Below are 17,356 nucleotides of genomic sequence, written 5' to 3'. Positions count from 1 at the left end.
ATTTAGACATCAAGATTATTCAATATGAAATCACAGCGCTCTTCTATACTGTTTTTTGGCACTTCTAAAGGCTCATATCCAAAGCCAAGATATGTTTTTTGAAGATGGGAATGTATGATTTTTGCCTGTTCAAAGGTTTCATAACGCTCATTATCGGTTACATAAATTTCTTCCCAGGGTGGTAATAAAAACACCTTTTCGTATTTATACAACGTACAGGCTTTGGTGAAGGTAGATGGGTATTCTGTGCCAAAATATTCCATATAGGCAATAACATCAGGGATACCACGGTCTATAAAGATGTGATATTCTGAAGATACTTTCGATTCGTGATGTTGATTTACTCTTGCTTCAAGCAGTTTAAAGCTGAATAAAAAAGGATCTTCGAGAAAAAGTTGATCGATACCTTGTTTTTGAGCTTCCGCAGTAACCTCCCTGGAAACCTCGTGCAGGCAATAGTGCCCATCTGCCTCCAGTTTTTTGATAACTGAAGATTTTCCGGAACCGGGGCCACCGGTAATAAGTATTCTTTTATTTTCCACTTTGCAAATTTCGGTATTTGTATGCTATAAAAAAAATGAAGTATAGATTGTATATTTGCATTTTAATGAAAGAACATTTATAATGGACTCAGCTCAAAACCCGGAAGAATTTTACGAAAATTTAAAAGCCAAATTACAGGATACGGCCATGTGGCCCACGGAATATTTATATAAGTTTATTGTGGTCACAAAGGAATCGAAAGTGGAGATCATTCAGCAGGTATTTGACAATATGGGCGCTGTGATCGAGACTACGAAATCTAAAAAAGGAAAATACACCAGTGTTTCGGTAAATGTAAGAATGAAAAATCCAGATGCCGTAATTGATAAATATATAGAGATTGGTGAAAAAGTGGAAGGGGTAATTTCCTTGTAGTTTGGGACTTTTTTGCGTTTTTATCAACTTTTTGAAAGTTCTTTTCGGTACTTGGATTTTATCCTGAAAGAACCCTTTGAATCCTTAAAACTTCTGTTCTATAAAATGTTTAAAGAATAGGGGATTTGAATAATATTTAGTATTTTGCACCCGATATAATTTCTACCTATAGTTATTACCTTTAAATTTCAATTTTGACATACGAATTAGAATATAACTCTGAAAGGAGTAAGCTGATCATTCCCGAGTATGGGCGGCATTTGCAGAAAATGGTTGAATATACCGTTGCCATCGAGGATGATAAAGAACGAAACAAAGTAGCGAAATCCATTATTGCGATAATGGGTAACATGAACCCTCATTTGAGGGATGTTCCCGATTTTCAGCATAAATTGTGGGATCAAATATTTATCATCAGTGACTTTAAACTTGATGTAGATTCTCCTTTTCCAAAACCTTCCCGGGAATTGCTTGCCGCACATCCAACTCCAATGGGCTATCCACAGAATTTTCCAAAATATCGTTTTTACGGAAACAATATTAAAAGAATGATCGATGAGGCCGTAAAAATGGATGAAGGACAATTAAAAGAAGCACTTGTACTTGCCATCGCCAACCACATGAAGAAGTCCTATCTCAACTGGAACCGGGAGACGGTAGATGATGATGTGATTTTTGATCACCTTAAGGAATTAAGCGGGGGAACTTTAAATCTAAAAAACAGTGAAGAGGATCTTAGTGAAGCCTCAAACCTGTTAAAGGGCAATAAAAAATTCAAAAACACACCAAAGAAAGCAGTCCGGCCAGCACGTGGCCGTAAGCGCTTTTAAAATATACTTACCAAATGGGAACTTTCCAAATTGAAGGGGGTCATTCCTTAACCGGGGAAATACAACCACAGGGGGCCAAGAATGAAACGCTGCAAATACTTTGTGCAGTGCTGTTAACCTCCGAAAAAGTCACGATTCACAACATTCCGGATATCATTGATGTTAACAAACTCATAAGTTTGCTTCGTAATTTAGGAGTAAAGATTGAAAAGTTGGGAAGATCAAGTTACAGTTTCCAAAGTGACGATTTAAATTTTGAGTATCTGGAAAGTGAAGCTTTTAAAAAGGATGGAAGCGGATTAAGAGGGTCTATAATGATCGTTGGGCCGCTATTGGGCAGATTTGGAAAAGGTTTTATTCCTAAGCCCGGTGGAGATAAAATAGGTCGCCGCCGCCTGGACACTCATTTTGAAGGTTTCATAAAACTGGGAGCTGAATTTCGGTATAACAGGGAAGAACGCTTTTACGGTGTAGAAGCACCCAATGGATTAACCGGGAACGATATGTTGCTGGAAGAAGCTTCTGTAACAGGAACTGCAAATATTGTGATGGCTGCGGTATGTGCAAAGGGGATTACTACTATATACAATGCTGCCTGCGAACCCTATTTGCAGCAGTTATGTAAAATGCTGAATTTAATGGGAGCCAAAATTCAGGGAATCGGTTCTAATTTATTGCATATTGAGGGAGTTGAAACCTTTACGGGTTGTGAACACACCATACTGCCCGATATGATCGAGATTGGTTCTTATATTGGCCTTGCGGCAATGACCAAGAGCGAGATCACCATTAAAAATGTAGGATGGGAACATTTGGGTATTATACCGAATACATTTAGAAAACTTGGAATAACTATTGAAAAAAGAGGTGATGATATTTTTATCCCTGCACATACAGAAGGATATGAAATTCAGAGTTTTATCGATGGTTCCATAATGAATATAAGTGATTCTCCATGGCCTGGTTTTACTCCTGATTTATTAAGTATTATCCTTGTGGTTGCAACCCAGGCAAGAGGAAGTGTGCTTATTCATCAAAAAATGTTTGAGAGCAGGTTGTTCTTTGTAGATAAGCTTATCGATATGGGGGCTAAAATCATTTTATGTGACCCCCACAGGGCTACTGTGATTGGACATGATTTTCAATCTAATTTAAGATCCACCACAATGACATCTCCCGATATTAGAGCTGGAGTAGCTCTTTTAATTGCGGCCCTGTCTGCAAAAGGGACCTCAACAATCCATAATATCGAGCAAATAGACCGGGGATATGAAAATATAGATGAAAGGCTTCGGGCGATTGGAGCTAAAATTAAAAGGATAGCATAAAAAATTGCATAAAAAAGTCGGTTTAATGAAAATTAAACCGACTTTTTTATGCAATTCAAATTATACGTTTTTCTCGATCTTTTTCTCAAGATATCCAAATAAATTCTGGTTTTTGATCATTGCAGATGTTCGCTCTGGCAGCATATCTTCCCATCCGTCTTTTCCGTCATTAATCATTTGCAGGACTTCGCGGGAGAAAATATCCAGAATTTCCGGATTGTAATCTTCTATATCCACCACTTTGCCGTTGTATTTAAAGAATTTGTACAACTCTTTCATTCTTGGATGAACCTTCAGGTTATCACTATTTACAATCTCTCCTGTTTCCGGATCTTTTAGCGGATATAAATATACTTTCAGATCTTTAAAGAATAATTTTCCGAAAGCTTCCAGAATTCCCCCACTTAAATGGCGATAGTATTTTTCGTCAAAAATATCCACAAGATTATTTACACCCATAGCAAGACCCATTCTTTCCTTGGTAAATCTTGAAAAATATTCAACTACTTTGTAATACTCCTGAAAATTAGAGATCATTACAGTTTGGCCTAAAGAACATAATAATTCTGCTCTATCCATAAAATCCCGTTCATCAATCTCTCCTTCCGCCCTTAAATTGGAAAGGGTTATTTCAAAGATCACTTCTGTGTTTTCTTCTGAAACTTTCTTTTCTTTTATAAAAAGATCCAGGGACTGTTTATACATATCCATATTCACCTTGGTAACCGGCCTGAAACTTCCCCGCAAAGCGAGAATATTCTTCTTGTAAAGTATTTTTGCCGGTAAAATGTTGTTGCCATCAGGCGCGAACATTACCGCATCTGTCATTCCATTTTTAACCAGTTGTAAACTCATCAGCCTGTTATCAACCTGTTCAAATCTTGGCCCGGAAAAGTTTATCGTGTCAATTTCAAGTTGGTCTTTATCTATATGATCATATAAATACCGAAGTAATTTTTTTGGATTATCATATTTATAATAAGCTCCATAAATTAGGTTTACACCAAGGATGCCTAAGGTGATTTGTTGTAAGCGTGCGTCGTTTTCATGAAACCTTATATGCAGGCTTATTTCGTTGTAACCTTCGCTGGGATCTACCTGGTAGCGAACACCTACCCATCCATGACCCTTGTATTGTTTTGCAAAATCAATGGTTGCCACTGTATTGGCGTAACTGAAAAATAATTTATTGGGATGCTTTTCGCGGCTTATTCTTTCTTCGATTAAATTGATTTCGTGAGATAACATTTTCTTCAGTCGGAGCTCCGTAACATAGCGTTTGTCCTCTTCAATTCCGTAGATGGCATCGCTAAAATCTTTGTCATAGGCACTCATAGCCTTAGCGATAGTACCTGAAGCACCACCAGATCTAAAGAAATTTCTAACGGTTTCCTGTCCAGCACCTATTTCGGCAAAGGTTCCATAGATATTTTCGTTAAGATTGATCCGTAAAGCTTTACTTTTAATTGAAGGGACATTTTCAAATTCTCTATCCCCCATAATGGTGATGGGCATATTCTTCTCTTTTGATATAACATTAGGTGGAACAAAGGTACTAAAACCCTTTCCCATAGAAAAAAAATATACTTACTTTAGCATTAAAACAAAAATCTTTGAAAGTAACATTTTTAGGCACAGGCACATCGCAGGGAATACCAATTATTGGGAGTACACATCCGGTTTGTTTAAGTGAAAATCCAAAGGATAAACGCTTAAGAGTGTCTGTTTTAGTGGAATGGGATTCCCATAACATATTAATAGATTGTGGCCCTGATTTCCGTATGCAAATGCTTGCCAATAAGGTTTCTCATATAGATGCCATACTTTACACACACGAGCATAATGATCATACTATTGGATTGGATGATATCCGGCCTTATTTCTTCCGGCAGGGGGATATACCAATTTATGCCCATAAAAGAGTGCTGGATTCGCTTAAAAAGAGGTTTGATTATATTTTTGAATTTGAAAATAAATATCCCGGGTCTCCTGGAGTTCAGGTAAATGAAATTCAGAACGAACCTTTTAAGTTCAAAAATTTTGAGATTATACCTGTAAACGCCATGCATAACCGATTGCAGGTTTTTGGTTTCAGATTAAAAGATTTCGTTTATTTAACCGATGTGAAAACAATAGAAAAGAAAGAGATTGAAAAATTGAGAGGCGTAAAGGTTTTGGTTATCAATGCGCTTAGAAGAGAACCGCATCATTCCCATTTCAATCTTGAAGAAGCACTGGAATTTATTCAGGAGGTAAATCCGGAAAATGCTTATTTAACCCATATAAGTCATCAGCTAGGATTTCACGAAGAAGTACAGGCAGAGTTGCCGGAAAACATTTTTCTGGCCTATGATAATTTAAAAATCGAACTATAATGCGCAGTAAAATATTTTTGTACCTGTTTATTTTTATGTTTCTGTTTACTGTTTTTATTTATGTGAATGATAAAAAAATACTCGATGCCAAGGAGGAACAAATTGAGAATTTAAAGTCGAGATTGACTGAGGCTGATATACAGAATGAAGTGCTTTCCAATAAAAATGCCGGGCTCAATTATTTCTCGATGAACCAAAATGAAGCAGCGATTTCCTATTTTGAAGATCAGGGAATAAATGCGGAAGAATTCACCCGAAAGGTTGAAGATGAAATAATAAGCCGAAACAGGGCAAACGAGGATAATGAACTTGTTCCTTTTGAAGGTATGGAAGGTGTAATGCGCATCAATAAAGTGAAGGTCCTAAACCATAAATGGATCATTGCCGATTTTACCGATGGGAAGTTTTGGGGTGAACTTTTGATCTCTTATGATGTAGATGAAAATAATGATCTTCAGCTCACCACAGAAAAATCATTTTTATATCCTGCAAATTAGAAAGTGAGTAGTGAGTAGTGAGAAAAGCGAAAATTCCTTTTCTCAAATCTCAAATCTAGTATCTAAATTTTAAATTCTCTTTTTTAACCAGTTTTTCAATTCCATAAAATTTTGTGGAGCTACACCGTGGCCAACAGGAAATTCTGAATATTTGTGAGCTATCCCTAATTCTTTTAATTTCTCCGGCGCTTTTCTGGCCCAGGTTGCAGGAATAACCTGATCCTGACTTCCGTGGGAAGCATATATATCCAGTCCGGAAAAATTGTTTTTGGAAAAGCCTTCTTCCAAAATGTCAAGGTTGATATATCCGCTTAATGCGATTAGGTTCTTAACTATTTCAGGATGGCTTAAGGCAACAGCATAACTAAGAATAGTGCCCTGACTGAATCCAAGTAGGGTAATATTTTCCGGATCGACAGGGTAGTTCGTGATTGCCTCCTTAATAAATTTTACGATCTTATCCCTGGATTCCCTGGCCTGATCATTATCGCTGAATTTCCCCTGAACAGAATCAAAATTAATAGCATACCACGCATTTCCATAAGGTTCCATCGCATAGGGTGCCCGAACGGAAATAATCATCAATTCTTCCGGAAGTTCATTTGCAAAGGAGAAAAGATCGTTTTCATCGCTGCCGTACCCGTGAAACATGAAGAGCGTGGGCGCTTTTTGATCTTTCAAGGAAGATTCCTTAATTATATGATGTAAAGATAAATTTTGAGTTTTCATTAACTTATAGTGCTAAACCATTTTTGATATTGAGTTCCAAGAATTGGAACTTCTCTTTGTTCACCCTGAATTGCTGTTACCATCCCGTAACCCCAAAGTACTGCTATAAAGATCCAAAAAGCGTATGAGATCATCCAGCTGTCAAAAATACTTATAAGTGCTCCAAGTACATAAAAGGTAATATGGATCCCCAAAGCCTGCCTAATATGAAAGCTGGCAAAGGTGTTTTTAGTGTCATTATTCATGAAATAAGCGATAATAGTCCCGATTATCGTCAAATAAGAAATTATTGCTGCAGTTTTGCCAGATTCAATAGTAGTATTCATATGTAGTTATTTATTGTTTTTGGTTCTATTTTAGGAAATTGGTAAAATGGTTTCTTAACCATAAAGGGCGCAAAGGTTCCGCAAAGATCACAAAGTCTTGCTATTCCAGCGGTTACTTCTGTCGTGTATCCCTTTTATAATTTCCAATTCAATAATTATTCATCTGCATCATTTTAAATCATCATTTTTTCTTTGCGTCCTCTTTTTTTTTCTTGGCGTACTTTGTGGTTAAATTGGAACATGGCAAAATAGCAATTCTTAATTGAGATCAATAAAATAATCCACAATGTTCTAAAACATAAACTTGGTTTTTAACGGTCTCCCGATAGCCATCGGGAGTAATTCGCATATTCCTGCCTGCAGGCAGGCGCGTTCATCAGTTTTTGCATCGAGTTACCGTTATGCTCATTTCATCGAAATTCAATTTTTAAATCGTGCCTTTAACAAAAGTATCATTTTTGAACCTTATTCAGAAAGAATCAGGTTTTTTCCTGAGATGACTCCATAAACTTTTCCATTAAGTTTCGAATCCAGGAAGATGCTGTTTTTAGAAGAGGAATGAATATGTTGAGTGGTGAAGTTATACGTTCCTTCCGGACTGAACAGACTTAAATTTGCTCTTTTTCCTTCTTTTATAACCGGTATTTTCAAACCGAAACGTTTTCTGCTTCCGGTTAAAAACCCGATGGTTTCATCCAGGGTGAAAACTTGTAATAATGCCCCAAATGCCGATTCTAAACCTATGCTGCCAAATAAGGCATATTCAAATTCCACTTTTTTATGTTCTATATCAATAGGGGAGTGATCACTGGTAACCATATCGATGGTTCCTTCTTTCAATCCTTTTATAAGTGCCTTGATATCTTTTTTGGTGCGTAATGGAGGTAAAACTTTCGTGTTCGTATCAAATTCCTTCAGTAGATCGTCCGTGAACAAAAGGTTGTGGATTGCTACACTGCAACTTACATCAAGGCCTTTCTTTTTTGCTTCCTTTATCAGTCTAACCGATTTTTCTGTGGAAATAGTCGGGATGTGCAATTTGCCTCCGGTATATTCCAGGATATAAAGATCACGAATAATTTGTAGTTCTTCAGCAAGTGCCGGTATTCCCTTTAAACCAAGAAATGTGCTGCTAACTTCCTCATTTACCAATCCTTTTCCTGCAATCTTATTATCCTGAGGAAAGGAAAGCACCAGCCCATCAAAATTTTGGGCATATTGAAGCGCGAGTTTTAATAAATTGGGATGAGCTATTGATTTTTTATGATCTCCAAAAGCGATGGCGCCCCCTTGGTGCATATCATAGAGTTCTGCCAGGTCTACACCTTCGCCAGCTTTTGTTAAGGAGCCAATAGGTGCGAGTTTTACCGCATTATTCTTGGCCTTGGAAAGTATTGATGTGATGGCGCCGTTATCATCGGTAACAGGATTCGTGTTCGGGTTGAGTGCAATGTGCGTAAAACCGCTTTTTGCAGCTACTTTAAGACCATTTGAGATTGTTTCCCGCTCCTCATATCCTGGTTCTCCAAAACTCACGCTACTGTCAAACCAGCCGGGGGAAATGTGAAGGTCCTTTAATTTTATTTCTTTGTCCACTTCAGAAATTTTAAGCGAAGTCCCAATTTTTTCAATTCTTCCATCCTTAATAAAAAGATCCACTTTTTTTTGATGGTAGGCTGAATTGAAATCTATTATTTTGGCCGATCTAAGAAGTAGCTTCATTTAAAATATTTTAAGAGTAAAGTTTCCACGATTAAAAATAACAAAGCAAAAGTAACAAACCATTTCCAAAGCGTATCCACATCTTTCTTATATCCGCCGGAAGAAATAAATTCAGGTATGCCCTTCAAAATTTCAACATTTTTAATGTTATCAATATCCTGGTAAATCAGTTCGCTTTCTTTTCTGTTCACATTATAACTAATGCCCATTACAGTATCTTTATTTTGTAAAATCCAGAAATTTCCGGGTTTCTGGGGAAACTCATCGGTAATCATTTCTACCTTATTTGAGAATCGCTGTTGCTGCGGAATTAAATTTGCTGTTTCGGAAGTTAGATGTAAAATCTCATCACTTCCAATACTTACCGGTACTTCTATACTATTTGTTTCTCCTAAAGTATAATATAGGGGAGTGGGTTGAAGGGCTGAAATCCCCATTTTATAGAAGGTAGGAACCACTAATGGGGAACGTATAAAATTGCTGTTTTTGGCATTTAAAGCTGCACTAAAAAAATAATTACCTCCAATCCCTATTAAAAACGGATCCATATCCTGAAATGATAGTATAGAAGGGCCTGAACCTGATATTTTATAAGAAATCTGGGTTTTAGGATATTCAAAATTAGCGATTTCATTCTCAAAAACCCCTTGGAAAATGGGATGTTGAAAGGAAATTCCGGTAATCCGTTTTTCCTGCTCTTGTGTGTTTTGAAATCCTGTAACACCAAGCTCACGAACAAAAAGCCTGTAATTACTGCCTGTTTCCTCTACAGAAGGAATAAAGATGAATACGGTGTTTTCCAGCTTTTTTTGCTGAAGCGTGTTCAACAAGGAATTTGAAATTTCAGAAATCTCATTTAAGATGATCACTTTTGCTGCAGAAATTGCATTGTAATTTATTTCTGTATTTAAAAACGAAGTATAGTTGAATTCCGGTGTTGTGAAAATCCTTTTAATAAAAGCATCATCTGCGTTGTTAATGCTGATGATGTTTATAGGTTCGGTTTTATTAAGGCTGAAGAACAAGCTGTTATCAAAGGCTAAACCAGTGTCTTCAATTTGAATGTTTCCTGAAAGTATTTCTTCTTCAGAAATAGGAAACTCAAGTTGTTGCTTTTTATTTTCACTAAAATCAACGCCGGTTTTTCCTATTAATTTATCGCCGTTATAAAGTGAGACAGTAGTATTATTCGTGAAATCCTGAGAAGCACTTATTTCAATATTCAAAATTTGATCTCCAGCGGCTTCACGGGAAATAAATGCTGAATCCAGGCGAATATTTTCGAATCTTTCCGGTTTTAAAGGACGTGCATATATCTTGGTGTTCTTTACTTTCAAATCTTCGGGCATTGAAGAGCTCTTTTGAAAATCGGAAATTAGCAGCAATTTTTTTTGCGTTGTGCTATCCCGGGAAAAGAAACTTTCTGCCTTTAATAAAATGGTTTTATAATCAAGTTGTGTCGAAGCATATTCCAATTCCTGAAGATCCTGCCTGGTAACATTAAGAAATTCTTCGGTATTGGTAAAAAGTGCAAATTTTTGATCTTCTGGCAAGTTTTCAAGCAATTCCTGAATGCTGCGGTCAAAAAGTCGCCCCTGTTGCCCATTTGCCTGCATACTATAGGAATTATCCAGATAAATGACGGTTTCAATTACGCCTGATTCTATGGTTTCATCAGGAAAAAAAGGTTGGGAAAAAGCAAAAATAATACTGGCGAGCAAGAATAAACGCGTGGCGAGAACCAACCATTTTTTGAGTTTTGAACTCTTTCTGGTTTGTTGGGTAATTCGTTTTAGAAATTTGACATTGGTAAAATCTTCACGGCGAAATTTTCTAAGTTGGAAAAGATGAACAATTACTGGGATTATCAACAGGAAGAGGGCGTAGAGTACTTCGGGATGATGAAACTGCATTGTGCTTTGAATATTTATCAAATATATAAAAAGCCATTAAAAACGAAAGCTTGTTAAACTATTAATGTCTTCTAATGCTAAAAGAAAATTTACTTCCCAAACCGGGTGTTGAATTTACGCTAATCTCGCCTCCAAGGCTATTCACCAACTTCTTTACGGTTGCAAGTCCAATTCCGCTTCCTGGGTTGCCATCCCTGTCATTCGTGTCCAGAGTATGAAATAATTCAAATATTTTGTCAGAATTCTCTGCCGAAAACCCAACTCCATTATCTATAACTTCAAAATGATAAAAATCCGGGGTTTCATGAAAACTTATATTAATTTTTCGAAGTTCCCTGTTATTGTATTTTAAAGCATTGCTAATAAGATTCAAAAGTATTTGTGTCAGGGCGGCTTTATTGATGTTTTTTAAACTGGCGGTCTCTGGGTATTTAATTTCAACATCATTAGAAACATCATACAAATGGGCTATTTCTTTAAGGATTTGATGGAGGTCAACATTTTCAGCCGCCTTTTCAAGAATATTTTCACTGCGATAAAAATTAAGGATTCCATCTACATAATTCCTTAATGAGTATGAGGATTCTACAAGGTAATCCAGGTACTGAAGCGTTTCTTCATTGAGTTTATCTTTGTTCTCTTCCCTTAAAAGCTCTGTTAAGGAGATAATATTTGCAAGTGGGGATTTGATATCATGGGAAACCAGACTGGCGAATTTTTCCAATTCGTGATATTTCTGTTTCAGTTTATTCTGGATTTGTAGAAATTTATAATTCTGGTTTCTAAACTCAAGCAACTTCATGATTTGATTGGCAAGAACTTTTAGCGATTTCTTCTGAAAATCCTGCAATTCCCGTTCCCGCACATCAAGAATATTTAAGGTTCCAATAGTCAGGCCTTTCGCATTAATGATTGGAACGCCACAATAAAATTTATAATCCTTATCGAAAAAAGGGATAGCCATTTGAAAAAGTTCGGGATCTTCAGAAAAATTTGCTGAAAAATATTCCGTACAGCTCTCCAGGGTTGCCTGTGTAAAGGAATTTTCAAGATCCATTTCTTCCACACTAATCCCTGTTCTAGATTTAAACAAAATCTTTTCTTTGGCTACAATTCCCAGGTATGCTACAGGAACATTGCAAATGGAAGATGCCAGAAAAATTAAGTCATCGTAATCCTTATCATTGGATAAACTGATTATTTGGTAATCCTGAATTACTGTAATTCTGGAATTTTGGGTCAATTTGGAATTATACTCCATATAAAAGATCTAGCCGGTTCTTTAAATCATACCAATAATAAGGATTTTTTTACTAATAGTTAACTGTAATCCAAATATTTGTTAGCTTATATGAGGAAGGAAAACGGAAAAGTGGAGAAGAGATTGGGAAAATCAAATTACGATTATCAGGTTTTTAACTGAAATGGAATTTAAATAATGTACTAATTGCAGGTATTAATTTTCATCACAAATAGTATGATTTATTGAAAAGTGAAATGAGGTTCCTTTATTGACTTCTGATTCCAAAGAGATTTTTCCACCCAGGGAATTCACTAATTTTTTGACTGTGGAAAGTCCAATTCCATTGCCTCTATTTCCGCTTCTATCGGTTTCTGCTATAACTGTGAAGAGTTCAAAAATATCTTCCTGTTTATCTTTTGGAATCCCAATTCCATTGTCTTTTATAGTAAAGTGATAGAATTCGTTATCTTTCCTGCAATCTATATCAATAACAATTTCCTCTTTCCGATTGTATTTTAAACTATTGGTAACCAAATTGAGTATTATTTGTTCCAGTGCACTCCTGTTACAATTCAACATTAAATTTTCCTCTGGCAGGTTAATTTCACAATTATAGTCTATGTTTAATAGATCTATAATCTCTTCCAGGAGATCATGAATATCGAATTCCTCAATTACAGTTTCTGTAAGGCCATCACTTTCATAATGTTGAAGAATTCCCGTAATGTAACTGCTTAATTTAAATGATGATTGCTTTAAATAATCAAGATATTTAATTCCATCCTCATCAAATTTATCTGCATATTTAGCCTTTAGCACATCAGCTGTTAGTATCATATTTGCAAGGGGCATTTTCATATCATGGGAAACAATTCCTGCAAAATCTTTAAGCTGGCTGTTTTTTTCTACAAGTACTTTTGTAACCTTTTCAAGTTTTAGGTTATGCCTTCTTAATTCAAAGAGGTTTTCCACTTGTTTGGCGAGCGCTACTAAAGCACTTTTTTGACCCTCGGTAAGAGAATTTGGCTTGGTATCTAAAACACATAATGTACCTAAAGCATTCCCGTTAAATGATTTTAATGGCATTCCTGCATAAAACAGAATCTTGGGATCATCAAGTGTATAAGGATTATTTTTAAACCTTAAATCTTCACGGGTATCCTTAATTTCCATCAATTCTTTTGGATCTAGAATTGCGTGAGCACAATGAGATATTGCTCTAGGAGCACTATTTAATTCGGTTCCTACTTTGGATTTGAACCATTGTTGATCTTCACCAATAAGGGTTATTAAAGAAACCGGAACATTACAAATGTAAGAGGCAAGTTTTGTAATATCATCGTAGTTTTCCTCAGAATCTGTATGCAGAAGTTGTAATTCTTCCAGGGCTGCCAACCTTTTTTTTTCACCTTTCGGAGGGGCTGCTTCTATCATATGCATAATTGTTTTTTGTTCTTGTAGCCAAGAATTAGACCAAAGTTACTGATTTAATTTTAAAAAGTTAAGGTAGTGTTAATATTTCTCAAACACGCCTAAACCAAAGAGCGCATAGTCATATTTCACAGGGTCTTTGGGATCAAGTTTGCGTAAATTTTTATCAAGTTCGTCAAGGGCTTTTGCATCGTTTTGTTTTCTTTTTAGCAATCCAAGTTTTCTGGCTGTATTTCCTGAATGCACATCTAAGGGACAGGATAATTGGGCAGCATTCAATTGGTTCCAGATTCCAAAATCAACATTCGCTGCATCGCTTCGAATCATCCAGCGTAAATACATGTTAATTCTTTTGGCTGCCGAATTCTTCATTGGATCACTCACATGTTTTTCGGTTCTTGAAAGATGGGGCATTTCAAAAAACACCTTTTTAAATTGATGTATGCTTCCCTGAAGAGAATCTCTTTCAGCATATTTGGTAAAAACACCTTCCAACCCCTGGTGCCTGGAGTAAATGTTTTTTAAGGACCGTACAAAGTATTGGAGATCTTTACCATTAAAGGTACGGTGAACAAAATTTTCAAGGGAATCCAAATCCTCATCCTGGTGATTCATAACAAAATCGTAGGGTGAACTTTCCATAAGCTCCATAAGAGAGGTAGCATTTTTAAGAATGCTTTTTCTATTTCCCCAGGCGATGGTTGCTGTTAAAAAACCTGCGATTTCAATATCTTCTTTTTTGCTGAAAAGATGCGGGATTTGAACCGGATCAGATTCTATGAATTCCGGGGTATTGTATTGTTCAACCTTAAAATCTAAAAATGATTTTAATTCGGATTTTTTGAGCATTTAGGGTTATTTTCTAAAGAATTATTTCTCCGTCTACCATGGTGAGTTTCCTGTCGGCCATATTTGCCAGTTCTTCGTTGTGAGTAACAATGACAAAAGTTTGGTGAAACTCTTCCCGAAGTTGAAAAAACAGTTTGTGCAGCCTTTCAGCCGATTCTGAATCAAGATTTCCTGAAGGTTCATCGGCAAAGATCACTGCAGGATTATTGATCAAAGAACGGGCCACCGCAATTCGCTGTTGTTCTCCACCGCTTAACTCTGCCGGTTTATGGGATGCACGGTCTTTTAAACCCAAAAAATCAAGCAATTCCAGGGCTCTTTTTTCAGCTTCTGCTTTTGGTGTGTTTTTTATAAATGCGGGGATACAAATATTTTCCAATGCGGTAAATTCCGGTAGCAACTGGTGAAACTGAAATATAAATCCAACCTGTTCATTTCTAAATTTGGAAAGCTTTTTAGAGTTTAGGGAATAGATGTCAATGTCGTTTATTTTTAGTGCGCTGCCTGTTTGTTTATCAGGGTTGTCAAGGGTTCCCAGAATTTGAAGCAAGGTTGTTTTTCCGGCACCGGAAGCTCCCACTATGGAAACAATCTCGCTTTTTTCAATATGAAGATTCACACCTTTTAAAACGTGTAAATTTCCGTAATATTTATGAATGTTCTGGGCGTATATCATTGGTGTAGCTTGTAAAGTGAATGTACTTATTTTCTAAAAGCCCCTGTTCTAACTTTTAAAAATTTTCTTGATATTATTATAGTCAATAAAATAAACCATCCGTAAAGAGAGGTTTTGCCTAAGGGATTGTTCAAATAATCTTTCAAGACTTTCCTCAAATCCTATTTCGCTTTGGTCGCTAAGGTTGAATATGGAATTCCTGTAAAGAAGAATAGCTTCACTTCCGGGAGCAAACTGCCAACGATAGCTAAGATCAAGATTCCAGATATTGAAATTCACATTGGGATCATTATTAGGAGTTACCGGATAATTGGTTGCTGTTAATTCTCCATTCTTCTGAAGGTTTTTAAACTCCCCTTCGGCAAAATTGGCTACCGACCAGAAATTACGAAAACTTAAACTTAATGCCTGTTTGGTATTAAAATTATAACTTCCCTGTAGCGAATTTTCTACACTTTTTGTATCCCTGTTCCCAAATATGATGTTTTCAGGCTTTAGGACTACAAAACTATTCCGGTTATTTATATTGGAATAATTAAAGGAGTAGATAAAACTTAGTTTATCATTAAACCTAAACCTGGGACTCAGTTTTAGGGTGTAATTTTCCTGATCGCTGTCAAAATACGTTCTTAGACCAAGGCGTGCATCTATCGCAAATTTCTTTCTATAGTCTGATGAAATCCAGGTTTCCCCGCCAAGACTCTGTTTATAGGTTATATAGTGTCCTTCCCGGCGCGGTTCAAAAAAGTCTTTAAAGTCTGATTCTATCACCGCGTAACCTCCAAATGCAAAACGATTTTTCAATACCCCAAAAAAGCTTCCGCCCACATCTGTTCCCGTGGCGAGATCTGGCTTATAGCGGCGGGTATGATTTCCAAATAATTGAATAGTATATCGATTAAATTTCCCGGTTGGTTCAAAGATTTGATAAGATGTACTCCAGCTGAAATTATTATAATTATTCCGAAAGTTTAAACCAAGGTCATTGATATCGTAAGTTTCATTTGCAAAATCGTGTTCCACCCCATATCTGAAATTTCCTTTTGTCCGGTTAATTTCAAAATTAGATGCAAATCCGGTTATATTTTGCCCGGGTTTATTCACATTGCTCATTTTTGCTTCCCCCTCTAAATTAAAGGAATTTGAGTTGTTGAAGACATCGAATAAAAATCCGGTAACATTTCCATCCCTGAAACTTCCATCCCGGACCACATTGGTATTTATAATGCTGATAGAGGAATTTTGATTGAATTGCTGGTCCAGCACTATAATATTATAATTGGCCAGCGGTTCTGTAACTCTATATCTTAAATCGCCGGAAACTGTGTCCTGAAAGATGGCGTTGGTTTCTTTTGTAACCGCATTAAAAAAGCCAATTCCAAGATCGTTTTCTGTTCTTCCAGAAATTTTTACCGCGTTCAGCAAATCGGCCTTTTCAGGATTTTCAATTAAGACCTCGTTGTTGAATGATCCTCTTTGAGCTTGATTAAACCCTATTGGGGAATCACCAATTCTTCTGGAATAGAACAGGTCTCCTTTTGTAAATAATTCGGTTCCCTCCGTAAAAAAAGCCCGGTTTTCGCCAAATGCCTGCTCAAAAGGACCCAGATTTAATTCCACGTTATCAAATGCGGTTTGTCCAAAATCGGGAATCAATGTTGCATCAAGGGTAAATGCATCTGTAATTCCATATTTGATATCCAACCCGGCACTGAAATTTGTTTGGTTGGTTCCTTCAAATTGATCGGTTTCAATGGAGGAATAAGGATAAAAACTCAATCGAACCGGTGGGTCAATGTTTTTTATACCTCGAAGCAAGCCATTGAATTGTGTTATTTTCCCAACAGATTTATCTATATAATTCCAGGAATAAGTTTCGTTTAAATGAGTGATTTTTCTACTCATTTGTATACTCCAGAGTTGTTCTTCTTTTTTGGGAAATCTAAGCGCTGCGTACGGAATTTTTATTTCAGCATACCAGCCTTTATCATCATAGGAAATCTCTCCTTCCCAAACCACGTTATAACTATAATCCTCATTTTCTCCACTCATCTTGGCATCTGCCAAAGTTCCTGCCGAAGTAATTAAAAACCGAGTTTGATTTTCACCATCATTATAGGTATTGATATCCACCAGAAAAAAATCTGCCTGGCCAATGTTATCCCGCTGTGTAAATTGCCTTAAAATTCTGTCAGGCTCGTTATCCAGCATATAAGCAGCGATGTATATGGCTTCGTCATCATACACGATCTTAACCTCTGTAGGATGGGTTTCCCTGCTTGGATCCCCATCTCCAGGTTCAACCATAAGGAAATTCGTGGCAATTGATTTACCTTCCCATACTGGATCATTTATGAAACCATCAATTTTTGGGGCTTCTGAAATGCGCTGGGCAGAATATTCTTTTTTAGAATATTTTTGTGAGTCTATATTTTGAGCCTGTAAATTTGTAAAAAATAGAATAGAGGCTATAAAAACAAGGTTTTTAAAAATCATTGATTAAATTAAGCTTGACTTTG

At 36.4% G+C, this 17,356-nt stretch carries 16 protein-coding genes; 5 read left to right on the top strand and 11 right to left on the bottom strand.

Annotated elements, in window-relative coordinates:
* Positions 1-2 precede the first annotated feature (2 nt).
* Complete coding sequence (locus ACKGJN_RS13610) at positions 3-542, bottom strand: AAA family ATPase (RefSeq protein WP_409540099.1); 540 nt, start codon at positions 540-542, stop codon at positions 3-5.
* Positions 543-624: 82 nt separating this feature from the next.
* Here ACKGJN_RS13610 and ACKGJN_RS13605 point away from each other — a divergent pair, with 82 nt between their 5' ends.
* The 3 genes from ACKGJN_RS13605 to murA all read left to right on the top strand — a co-directional run bounded on the left by ACKGJN_RS13605 (position 625) and on the right by murA (position 3,076).
* Positions 625-918: a DUF493 family protein gene (locus ACKGJN_RS13605; protein ID WP_409540098.1), complete on the top strand. Its 294-nt coding sequence runs from the start codon at positions 625-627 to the stop codon at positions 916-918.
* A 194-nt stretch (positions 919-1,112) separates the two neighbouring features.
* A complete protein-coding gene (locus tag ACKGJN_RS13600) occupies positions 1,113-1,748 on the top strand; it encodes a DUF4290 domain-containing protein (RefSeq protein WP_409540097.1) in 636 nt (211 codons plus the stop codon).
* Positions 1,749-1,762: 14 nt separating this feature from the next.
* The gene (gene murA, locus ACKGJN_RS13595) at positions 1,763-3,076 is read left to right on the top strand and encodes a UDP-N-acetylglucosamine 1-carboxyvinyltransferase (RefSeq protein WP_409540096.1); all 1,314 of its coding nucleotides are present in this window, start codon (positions 1,763-1,765) and stop codon (positions 3,074-3,076) included.
* A 60-nt stretch (positions 3,077-3,136) separates the two neighbouring features.
* On the opposite strand, the gene ACKGJN_RS13590 is transcribed toward murA, so the two are convergent.
* Positions 3,137-4,591 carry a TonB-dependent receptor gene (locus ACKGJN_RS13590; RefSeq protein WP_409540095.1) on the bottom strand — a complete coding sequence of 485 codons (1,455 nt, stop codon included), beginning with the start codon at positions 4,589-4,591 and terminating at the stop codon, positions 3,137-3,139.
* Between the two features lie 98 nt (positions 4,592-4,689).
* Here ACKGJN_RS13590 and ACKGJN_RS13585 point away from each other — a divergent pair, with 98 nt between their 5' ends.
* Positions 4,690-5,451, top strand: coding sequence for an MBL fold metallo-hydrolase (locus ACKGJN_RS13585; protein WP_409540094.1), 762 nt, complete (start codon positions 4,690-4,692; stop codon positions 5,449-5,451).
* Positions 5,451-5,948, top strand: a complete 498-nt coding sequence (locus ACKGJN_RS13580; protein WP_409540093.1) for a hypothetical protein — start codon at positions 5,451-5,453, stop codon at positions 5,946-5,948. Before ACKGJN_RS13585 ends, ACKGJN_RS13580 begins: the two co-directional genes overlap by 1 nt.
* 69 nt (positions 5,949-6,017) lie before the next feature.
* Here the strand turns inward: ACKGJN_RS13580 and ACKGJN_RS13575 are convergent, their stop codons facing one another.
* The 9 genes from ACKGJN_RS13575 to ACKGJN_RS13535 form a co-directional block, all read right to left on the bottom strand.
* Positions 6,018-6,677, bottom strand: coding sequence for an alpha/beta hydrolase (locus ACKGJN_RS13575; protein ID WP_409540092.1), 660 nt, complete (start codon positions 6,675-6,677; stop codon positions 6,018-6,020).
* Complete coding sequence (locus ACKGJN_RS13570) at positions 6,677-7,003, bottom strand: DUF4870 domain-containing protein (RefSeq protein ID WP_409540091.1); 327 nt, start codon at positions 7,001-7,003, stop codon at positions 6,677-6,679. The genes ACKGJN_RS13575 and ACKGJN_RS13570 overlap by 1 nt, the downstream gene beginning before the upstream one ends.
* A gap of 465 nt (positions 7,004-7,468) precedes the next feature.
* Positions 7,469-8,725 carry a dihydroorotase gene (locus ACKGJN_RS13565; protein WP_409540090.1) on the bottom strand — a complete coding sequence of 419 codons (1,257 nt, stop codon included), beginning with the start codon at positions 8,723-8,725 and terminating at the stop codon, positions 7,469-7,471.
* Positions 8,722-10,638 (bottom strand): vWA domain-containing protein, encoded by a 1,917-nt coding sequence (locus tag ACKGJN_RS13560; RefSeq protein ID WP_409540089.1) that lies wholly within the window; start codon positions 10,636-10,638, stop codon positions 8,722-8,724. The genes ACKGJN_RS13565 and ACKGJN_RS13560 overlap by 4 nt, the downstream gene beginning before the upstream one ends.
* Before the next feature lie 61 nt (positions 10,639-10,699).
* Positions 10,700-11,899, bottom strand: coding sequence for a sensor histidine kinase (locus ACKGJN_RS13555; protein ID WP_409540088.1), 1,200 nt, complete (start codon positions 11,897-11,899; stop codon positions 10,700-10,702).
* Between the two features lie 195 nt (positions 11,900-12,094).
* Positions 12,095-13,315, bottom strand: a complete 1,221-nt coding sequence (locus ACKGJN_RS13550) for a GAF domain-containing sensor histidine kinase (RefSeq protein WP_409540087.1) — start codon at positions 13,313-13,315, stop codon at positions 12,095-12,097.
* 78 nt (positions 13,316-13,393) lie between these two features.
* Positions 13,394-14,161, bottom strand: a complete 768-nt coding sequence (locus ACKGJN_RS13545) for a TIGR02757 family protein (protein ID WP_409540086.1) — start codon at positions 14,159-14,161, stop codon at positions 13,394-13,396.
* Between the two features lie 13 nt (positions 14,162-14,174).
* Complete coding sequence (locus ACKGJN_RS13540) at positions 14,175-14,837, bottom strand: ABC transporter ATP-binding protein (protein WP_409540085.1); 663 nt, start codon at positions 14,835-14,837, stop codon at positions 14,175-14,177.
* Between the two features lie 48 nt (positions 14,838-14,885).
* Entirely contained in the window at positions 14,886-17,333 is a 2,448-nt protein-coding gene (locus tag ACKGJN_RS13535; RefSeq protein WP_409540084.1) for a DUF5916 domain-containing protein, read from the bottom strand.
* Positions 17,334-17,356 lie beyond the last annotated feature (23 nt).

Source organism: Gillisia xinjiangensis, from assembly GCF_046298265.1.
Taxonomy (GTDB): domain Bacteria; phylum Bacteroidota; class Bacteroidia; order Flavobacteriales; family Flavobacteriaceae; genus Gillisia; species Gillisia xinjiangensis.
The sequence above is the reverse complement of the archived record's forward strand: the minus strand, read 5'-3'. Positions and strand labels throughout refer to the sequence as shown.

Coding starts and splice junctions, on each gene's coding strand:
- ACKGJN_RS13540 (WP_409540085.1), bottom strand. CDS start 14,837: ATGATATACGCCCAGAACATTCATAAATATTACGGAAATTTACACGTT.
- ACKGJN_RS13545 (WP_409540086.1), bottom strand. CDS start 14,161: ATGCTCAAAAAATCCGAATTAAAATCATTTTTAGATTTTAAGGTTGAA.
- ACKGJN_RS13555 (WP_409540088.1), bottom strand. CDS start 11,899: ATGGAGTATAATTCCAAATTGACCCAAAATTCCAGAATTACAGTAATT.
- ACKGJN_RS13575 (WP_409540092.1), bottom strand. CDS start 6,677: ATGAAAACTCAAAATTTATCTTTACATCATATAATTAAGGAATCTTCC.
- ACKGJN_RS13590 (WP_409540095.1), bottom strand. CDS start 4,591: ATGCCCATCACCATTATGGGGGATAGAGAATTTGAAAATGTCCCTTCA.
- ACKGJN_RS13535 (WP_409540084.1), bottom strand. CDS start 17,333: ATGATTTTTAAAAACCTTGTTTTTATAGCCTCTATTCTATTTTTTACA.
- ACKGJN_RS13550 (WP_409540087.1), bottom strand. CDS start 13,315: ATGATAGAAGCAGCCCCTCCGAAAGGTGAAAAAAAAAGGTTGGCAGCC.
- murA (WP_409540096.1), top strand. CDS start 1,763: ATGGGAACTTTCCAAATTGAAGGGGGTCATTCCTTAACCGGGGAAATA.
- ACKGJN_RS13605 (WP_409540098.1), top strand. CDS start 625: ATGGACTCAGCTCAAAACCCGGAAGAATTTTACGAAAATTTAAAAGCC.
- ACKGJN_RS13570 (WP_409540091.1), bottom strand. CDS start 7,003: ATGAATACTACTATTGAATCTGGCAAAACTGCAGCAATAATTTCTTAT.
- ACKGJN_RS13580 (WP_409540093.1), top strand. CDS start 5,451: ATGCGCAGTAAAATATTTTTGTACCTGTTTATTTTTATGTTTCTGTTT.
- ACKGJN_RS13560 (WP_409540089.1), bottom strand. CDS start 10,638: ATGCAGTTTCATCATCCCGAAGTACTCTACGCCCTCTTCCTGTTGATA.
- ACKGJN_RS13565 (WP_409540090.1), bottom strand. CDS start 8,725: ATGAAGCTACTTCTTAGATCGGCCAAAATAATAGATTTCAATTCAGCC.